The organism is Roseateles sp. P5_B10 (assembly GCF_056400485.1).
In genome coordinates this window covers 1-7,075 of record NZ_JBFULE010000232.1, presented here as the reverse complement: position 1 = coordinate 7,075, position 7,075 = coordinate 1, and the positions used below count along the sequence as shown (strand labels likewise).

9 protein-coding genes are annotated in these 7,075 nt (G+C 66.0%); 4 read left to right on the top strand and 5 right to left on the bottom strand.

The window, feature by feature from the left end; genetic code table 11:
- Together ntrB and AC1DU6_RS15295 are read right to left on the bottom strand one after the other, a co-directional pair.
- Positions 1–801, bottom strand: an 801-nt coding sequence (gene ntrB / locus AC1DU6_RS15300; RefSeq protein ID WP_477858088.1) for a nitrate ABC transporter permease, incomplete at its 3' end; no start/stop codon positions are given.
- Positions 802–803: 2 nt separating this feature from the next.
- Positions 804–2,051, bottom strand: coding sequence for a CmpA/NrtA family ABC transporter substrate-binding protein (locus tag AC1DU6_RS15295; RefSeq protein ID WP_457389978.1), 1,248 nt, complete (start codon positions 2,049–2,051; stop codon positions 804–806).
- 413 nt (positions 2,052–2,464) lie between these two features.
- On the opposite strand from AC1DU6_RS15295, the gene AC1DU6_RS15290 reads away from it, so the two are divergent.
- From AC1DU6_RS15290 to AC1DU6_RS15275, 4 genes are all read left to right on the top strand, one after another.
- A complete protein-coding gene (locus AC1DU6_RS15290) occupies positions 2,465–2,632 on the top strand; it encodes a hypothetical protein (protein WP_457324220.1) in 168 nt (55 codons plus the stop codon).
- Positions 2,633–2,718: 86 nt separating this feature from the next.
- Entirely contained in the window at positions 2,719–3,021 is a 303-nt protein-coding gene (locus tag AC1DU6_RS15285; protein WP_477858086.1) for a hypothetical protein, read from the top strand.
- A gap of 9 nt (positions 3,022–3,030) precedes the next feature.
- Positions 3,031–3,480, top strand: a complete 450-nt coding sequence (locus tag AC1DU6_RS15280; protein WP_457324222.1) for a PoNe immunity protein domain-containing protein — start codon at positions 3,031–3,033, stop codon at positions 3,478–3,480.
- Between the two features lie 238 nt (positions 3,481–3,718).
- Positions 3,719–4,078: a hypothetical protein gene (locus tag AC1DU6_RS15275; RefSeq protein WP_477858084.1), complete on the top strand. Its 360-nt coding sequence runs from the start codon at positions 3,719–3,721 to the stop codon at positions 4,076–4,078.
- A gap of 129 nt (positions 4,079–4,207) precedes the next feature.
- Here the strand turns inward: AC1DU6_RS15275 and AC1DU6_RS15270 are convergent, their stop codons facing one another.
- The 3 genes from AC1DU6_RS15270 to AC1DU6_RS15260 form a co-directional block, all read right to left on the bottom strand.
- On the bottom strand, positions 4,208–4,825 hold the full coding sequence (locus tag AC1DU6_RS15270) for an ANTAR domain-containing response regulator (protein ID WP_056194563.1): 618 nt from the start codon (positions 4,823–4,825) through the stop codon (positions 4,208–4,210).
- Positions 4,826–4,864: 39 nt separating this feature from the next.
- Complete coding sequence (locus AC1DU6_RS15265; RefSeq protein ID WP_477858082.1) at positions 4,865–5,842, bottom strand: SRPBCC family protein; 978 nt, start codon at positions 5,840–5,842, stop codon at positions 4,865–4,867.
- Positions 5,843–5,852: 10 nt separating this feature from the next.
- Positions 5,853–7,075: TRAP transporter large permease (locus tag AC1DU6_RS15260; protein WP_477858080.1), on the bottom strand; the 1,223-nt coding region annotated here is incomplete at its 5' end.

Sequence of the window (7,075 nt, the reverse complement as noted above, 5' to 3'; positions counted from 1 at the left end):
GAGGTTGTTCCATTCGTCCCAGACCCAGAAGCCGATGCCGACGCCGCCGGTCAGCATCTCGGCCGCGACGATGACGAGCCAGGCCGTGCCCACCGACAGGCGCACGCCGGTCAGCACATAGGGCAGCACCGCGGGCAGCAGGATGCGCGTGATGACCTTCCACTCGGACAGGCGCAGCACGCGGGCGACGTTGAGGTAGTCGACCGGCACGCGCTGCACGCCGACGGCTGTGTTCACCACCATGGGCCAGATCGAGCAGATGAAGATGGTCCAGATCGCGGCCGGATTCGCGCTCTTGAACACCAGCAGGCCGATGGGCAGCCAAGCCAGCGGCGACACCGGCTTGAGCAGCGCGATCAGCGGCGACACCATGCGGTTGGCGAACTCGAAGCGGCCGATGATGAAACCCAGCGGGATGCCGACGAGGGCCGCCAGGCCGAAGCCCATGCCGACGCGCGACAGCGAGTTCAGGATGTTCCAGCCGATGCCCTGGTCGTTCGGGCCCTTGCGATAGAACGGGTCGGAGAAGAGCTGCACGGCGGCATCGAAGGTTGCTGCCGGGGTGGGGAAGCTGCCGCCCTTCATGGTGGCCAGGCCCCAAAGACCAATGAGCAGGGCCATGCCGAGGACGGGGGGCAGCACGCGCATCGCCAGCGCACGCCAGTCGTAGGGCGTGCGTTTCGGTGCAGGCTTGGGCATCTCGGCGGGTGCGGCAACCGCGGGGCGGTTGGCGCTGGCGGTGGTGGTGGATGCAGAAGCCGCAACGGCTTCGCCCGGGGAGTGGAAGACTGCGGAGACCATGATTAAGCCTTGATCTTGAAGCCGTCGGCGTACTTCGCCGGGTCCTTGCCATCCCAGACAACGCCGTCGATCAGCTTGCTGGTGCGGAAGTCACTCTTGGGCACGTTGATGCCCATGGCGCTGGCCACTTGCTTGTAGAGCGCCGTCTGGTTGACCTGCTTGGCCACCGCCAGGTAGTCAGGGTGGGACTTGAGCAGGCCCCAGCGCTTGTGCTGGGTCAGGAACCACATGCCGTCGGACAGGTAGGGGTAGTTCACCGTCCCGTCGTTGAAGAACTTCATGTGGTTGGGGTCGTCCCAGGTCTTGCCCAGGCCATTCTGGTAGCGGCCCAGGATGCGCTGGTTGATCGCGTCGACGCCGGTGTTGATGTAGGCCTTCTGCGCGACCGTCTCCGCCATCTTCAGCTTGTTGGACAGGCTGGCGTCGATCCAGCGGCTGGCCTCCAGCMCGGCCATCATGACGGCGCGGGTGGTGTTGGGGTACTTCTTGACGAAGTCGGCGCTGGTGCCCAGCACCTTCTCCGGATGGTCCTTCCAGAGGTCCTGCGTCGTGTTGGCCGTGATGCCGATGCCGTCCATGATGGCGCGGTGGTTCCAGGGCTCGCCGACGCAGAAGCCGTCCATGTTGCCCACGCGCATATTGGCCACCATCTGCGGCGGCGGCACGGTGATGAGCTTGGCGCCCGACATCGGGTTGATGCCCGCGGCGGCCAGCCAGTAATGCATCCACATCGCGTGGGTGCCGGTCGGGAAGGTGCCAGCGAAGGTGTATTCGCGCGGGTTGGCCGCCATCACCTTGGCCAGCGACGGGCCGTCGACGGCGCCCTTGTCGGCCAGCGCCTTGGACAGCGTGAAGGCCTGGCCGTTGTGGTTCAGGTTCATCAGCACGGCCATGTCCTTCTTGGGGCCGCTGGTGCCCAGATGGACGCCGTAGACGAGGCCGTAGAGCACATGGGCCATGTCGAGTTCGCCGTTGACGAGCTTGTCGCGCACGCCGGCCCAGGAGGCCTCCTTGGTCGGGATGATCTTGACGCCGTACTTCTTGTCGAAGCCCAGCTCGGCTGCCATCACGACCGATGCGCAATCCGTCAGCGGGATGAAGCCGATGCGCACTTCCTCCTTCTCGGGCTTGTCCGATCCCTGGGCCCAGGCACCGCCGGCCAAGCCGAGGGTGGGGAGGGCTGCAGCCGCGGCCAGCAGGCTGCGGCGCTGAAGGTGGGGCGTGGCGTTCGAGTTGTCGCTGGCGGTCATCACGGGCTCCTGTTCATGCAAGGCGCAACGCCGTGCGACCACGCATCGCCCGCACCGCGACGAGCAGTGCGAGCGACAAAGGAGAGGTCGGACGCCGTTGTCCCGAAGTGCCGGCCGATTCATCAGCCGGCCGGCCCGAGAGGCCTGCGCCATTGCAGGCCTCGCATTGGTTAACGCAGGTTGCGTGCCAGCCCCCGCACCGTGGCGCCAGGCCCGATTTGCACGCGCTTGGCGCATGGCAGGCGCTGTGGCGGGCGGTTTGCGCCGGGTCGGTGCGTGCAGTCGCGACGCGTGTTGGTGCGTCCGGGTGCGCGGCGCCCCGGGTGCGGGCATGCATTTTTAGGAGCGCCCGCAATTGCCCGCCGACGGGGGCAGCCGCTTCAATGCGGCCATACCAAGACAGGGAGTGCCCCATGCGGCTGGACAACTACAGCGTTGCCCCTTTTGAAAGCCTTGATGCCTTCGATCCGGTGCAGCGTGACGCCGATGCGCCCCGGCATGGCGCATCTCGCTCTCGAGAAAGCAGCCAAGCAGCGAGCAATTGCAACGATGGAACAACATACGATCGGGAAGCTTCCTGATCGTCAGACCGACAGAGCTGGGCGGCTCCTATGCCATTCCCAAGGTGCTGATTCCGGATCCGAAGACGCTGCCGCCGAAACACTGAATGACACGCATCATGTCGCTTCGAGAAGACCTGGAAAATTTCAACGGTTCGATCAATCTGGCGATCGGCAACCCACCCGATGATTACCCCGATTGGAGCTATGTGACCTATGAAAGCCACATGGCCGACATCAAGGAACTGTGGGCATCGATTCGCCCTGCGCTGAAGCGCGACCTGGCCGAAGCCCAGCAGATCGACGCCAAACTCGCCGAGATGTTCAGCGCCTTTGACGCCGGTGAGAAGGAACGGGGCCGCAAGGCAGYGCTGTTCATCTACAACATGGAGCCGACCCGGCTGCGCTGATCGCCGCGACTGCCGCTGTGCTTCACATGGCAGCCGGGGCGACGGATCGGCACTCAGCTTTGCCACTCCAAGCCCCATGCACGACTGCTGGCGGTGATGGATGCGCCGCCCGACCGGCAACCGAAGTTGCTCCAGGACTTCGTCAAGCATTGGTACGCCGAACTCCACCGCCCGCCCAGGAAGGGCATGTCACGCCTGATCAACCTGGACGAATGGCCCTACTGGTATGACAACCACGAGGGCGTCAGCAGCTATTTCAGCTATTGGTGCGTGGAAGCCGTCGCCGTCGTGAAAGCTTTCGGCGTCGACGACTCGCTCTGCCTTTCGCTCCCCAACTACCCCGGTGACCTGCTGAGGCCGCAAGGACCGACAACGCACGCCGGCAACGGCCTCGCGCCCGCCCCGGCGCCGGCCCCAACCAAGCCGGGTTGGTTGCAAAAGCTCAGGCGTGCGTTTTAGCGCGATAGCTTGAGGTGAACTGGCGAACCCCAAGAAGTAGCGGTCAGTCGACGTTGGGGTTGCGACCCAACTTACCGCGCTGGGCCGAGGCGATGCAGGCGGGCAAGGAGGTGAGGGTGGAGGTCAGTCCTGTCTATGCCGCTGTTGGCGAGGTGCCCACGAGGATCGACGTGAGGTATTGGATCGACGGCGCGGCGACCAAACGAGTGTTTCCCAATACCCCCGGGGGATGAATTTGATGCTGAACAAACTTGATGAATCTGTGCAGGCCATCGCCGGGGCGTTGCATGCGGTTTGCGAAAGCTCTGGTGCGGCGAAAGTGCGCTTCTGTTTCCGGGTCACGCCTGATGCAAGCGTGTTGGCGCCTGACTACTGGTTCACGTCGCCGGATGGCGCTGTCAGGAAGGACTTTCCGAAGCGGGAACTTGAAAGCCTGGTTGAAGATGCTGCGCTGCGTCACTGGCGCCTTGCCCAGGACCTCGGCCAACCCCGCTGGTACATGATGACTGTCAACCTCGAGCGCAGTGGCAAATACTCGGTGGACTTCGAGTACCGCGACGACTACAAGGAAGGCGACATCATGAAAGAGCTGGATTGACAAGGCTGCACGTGCAAGCTCGACATCCCGACCCTTCTTGGCAGGCCGGTGCCCCGGCGCGGTAAATGACACACACGCAGCAACCGCCGCATCGGCCCTGATTGGTGCGCGCGCGCCCCAGGCCGAGGCTCAGCGGGCGCGCAGCAGCTGATCCGCATCAATCAGGCGCATGGCGACCGAGGCCAGCGTTTGCCCGCCGTCCATGGCCAGCTGGCGCAGGCGCTGGAAGGCCGCCTCCTCGTCCAGCCCTTGCTCGCGCATCAGGATGCCGCGCGCCTTCTCGACGAGCTTGCGCTCGGCCAGCTGGGTCTGGGTCTGGCGCAGGTCGCGCTGCAGGGTCTGGTCGTGCTCGAAGCGGGCCAGGGCCAGTTGCAAGAGGGCACCCAGGCGCTGCGGCGGCAGGCCGGCGAGCTGCAGGGTGCTGATGCCGGCCTGCAGGGCGGCGCGCATCTGCTCCGGGCCCATCTGCTCGGCAAAGAGCAGCACCGGGCGGGGCTGTTGCTGCAGGGATTCGCCCAACTGGGCCAGCAGCTCGGGTGTGGGCTGCTCGCAGTCGACCAGCAGCAGCTCGGGTGCCAGGCGCTGCAGGGCCATGGGCAGGGCATCAGGCTGGGCGACGAGGTCGATGACGTCGACGAGCTGGCAGCGCAGCCGGATCAGCTCCAGGCGGATGACGGGGCTGCGGCGCTGGCCGGCATCCGCCAGCAGCACGCGCAGCCCGGGGAGGGCAAACGGGGGCGTGTTCATGCCCCAGGGCAGTGCAAATAGCGTGCCGTGGGGCGTTTCCTAGGTCTTCAGCGGCAAATACAGGTGCACGACACCGCGCCGGCCGGGTGCCGACTCGCCCAGGTAGCAGGCATAGGGCGGCAGCTGCGGATGCGGCTGGTGCTGCTCGATGCGCAGGCGCTGCATGGCCTGGTACCAGGCCAGCTCCAGCGCCTCGGGCGGGCCGTCATAGCGCAGTACATAGGCGGCGTGGGCCGCTTGCTGCTGCAGCTTGAGGCCGTTGGGCAATGCGGCGTCGGCGGGAAGTTCGACGCCGACCCGGCAGTCGACGATGCGCAGCTTGAGCTGGGTCTTCAGATAGTGGATGGTGGCGGTGCCGGTTGCCGCCAGCCCCGCCGTGGCGAGTTGCTCACGCACCTCCTTGATCCGTGGCGGCAACTCCGCGGCCAGCTTGTCCAGCGGGCCGCGGTGGTGCGCCTGGGCGTAGACGTGGGCGCGCTGCTCCTGCACGCCGAGGTAATCCAGCGTGTAGGCCGGGGGCGTTGACTCCAGCGTCGCGGCGAGGCGGTCCAGGCCGAAGCGCAGGTCCAGGGCGGTGGCGCCTTGTACGGTGGCGGCGAAGGCGCGCAGCGTGAAGGCGACGCGGCCCTTGAAGCGCCAGGTGACCCGGGTGCCGCCCGGCGCGGGGTCGAAGCGCCAGTCCGAGCGGCCGCGATAGGCAAAGGGCAGGGCGAACTGCAGGCGCTGGCGCAGCGCGCGCGACGGCGTCTGTCCCGTCTGGCGCACGCTGCCGCGGCCGACGTGGGGCACGTCCCAGGCCAGGGCGATGCCGTCGGCCTCGGCACGCGCGCCACGCGCATGCTCCAGCCAGGGGTTCCAGGCCTGCCACTGCGCCAGGTCGGCCACGCGTTGATAGATGGCCTCGGGCGGCGCGGCGATGAGCCGGCTCTCCTCGGCCCGCACCCGGCCGCTGTAGCGGCCCATGTAGACGAGCAGCAGCACTGTCAGCAGGGCCAGCGCGAAGAGGAGCRCACTCATGGTCGGCTCCTTAGAGCATGCCCATCATTTGGGGAACGACGAGCGTCAGCCATGGCCAGTAGGTGACGATGACGAGGAAGACGATCATCGTCAGCAGCCAGGGCATGACGGCCTTGGTCAGCTCGGTGATGCCCAACTTCGAGATGCCAGAAGCGACGTACAGGTTCAGGCCCACCGGCGGGTGGCACAGGCCCACTTCCATGTTGACGTCGATCAGGATGCCGAAGTGCACCGGGTTTACGCCCAGCTGCATGGCGGCCGGGAAGAAGATCGGCGCCATGATCAGGATGATGGACGACGGGTCCATGAAGTTGCCCGCACCCAGCAGCACCAGGTTGACGACGAACAGGAAACCGCTCTGCCCCAGGTTCATGCCCAGCAGCCAGTCGGCCAGCTGGTGGGGCAGGTTCTCGTTGGTCAGCACGAAGGAGAACAGCACCGCGTTCGTGATGATGTAGAGCAGCATCGCGGACATGTTGGCCGAGTCCTTCAGCACCTTGGGCACGTCCTTGAGCTTCAGGTCCTTGTAGACAAAGATGGCCACGAAGAAGGAGTACACCGCCGCCATCGCTGCCGCCTCGGTGGCCGTGAAGGCGCCCGACCAGATGCCGCCGACGATGATGACGACGAGCAGCAGGCCCCAGAAGCTCTTGCGGAAGGCCTGGAAGCGGGCCATCCAGCCCATGCGGGCCAGGCGCGGGTAGTTGTTCTTGCGGGCGATGTACCAGGTCACCGCGGCCAGCATCAGGGCCAGCGTGATGCCGGGCAGCAGGCCGGCGACGAACAAGGCGCCGATGGAGGTGTTGGTCGAGATCGCGTAGATGACCTTCGGAATCGACGGCAGCATCAGGATGCCCAGTGACCCGGCGGTGATGATGACGCCGGCGCCGAAGCGCATCGGGTAGCCGTGAGCCACCATGGCCGGCAGCACGATGGAGCCGATGGCCACCACCGTCGCGACCGACGAGCCGCAGACCAGCGCGAACATCGAGCAGGCCAGGATGGACGCCAGCGCCAGGCCGCCGTGGAAGTGGCCGACCATCGACGTGGCGAAATTGATCATCCGCCGCGCGACACCACCGTGGGTCAGGAAGTTGCCGGCCAGGATGAAGAAGGGCACGGCCATGATTTCCCACTTCTCGATGCCCGTGAACAGCTTCAGGGCGACCGATTCGATGGGGACCTGGGTCATCGTGACGATGAAGGTCATCACGGTGAGGCCGAGCGAGATGC

What these genes read in the sequence shown, in the direction of transcription:
- AC1DU6_RS15290 (WP_457324220.1), top strand. Translation starts at nt 2,465, where the DNA reads ATGCGGCTGGACAACTACAGCGTTGCCCCTTTTGAAAGCCTTGATGCC.
- AC1DU6_RS15275 (WP_477858084.1), top strand. Translation starts at nt 3,719, where the DNA reads ATGCTGAACAAACTTGATGAATCTGTGCAGGCCATCGCCGGGGCGTTG.
- AC1DU6_RS15270 (WP_056194563.1), bottom strand. Translation starts at nt 4,825, where the DNA reads ATGAACACGCCCCCGTTTGCCCTCCCCGGGCTGCGCGTGCTGCTGGCG.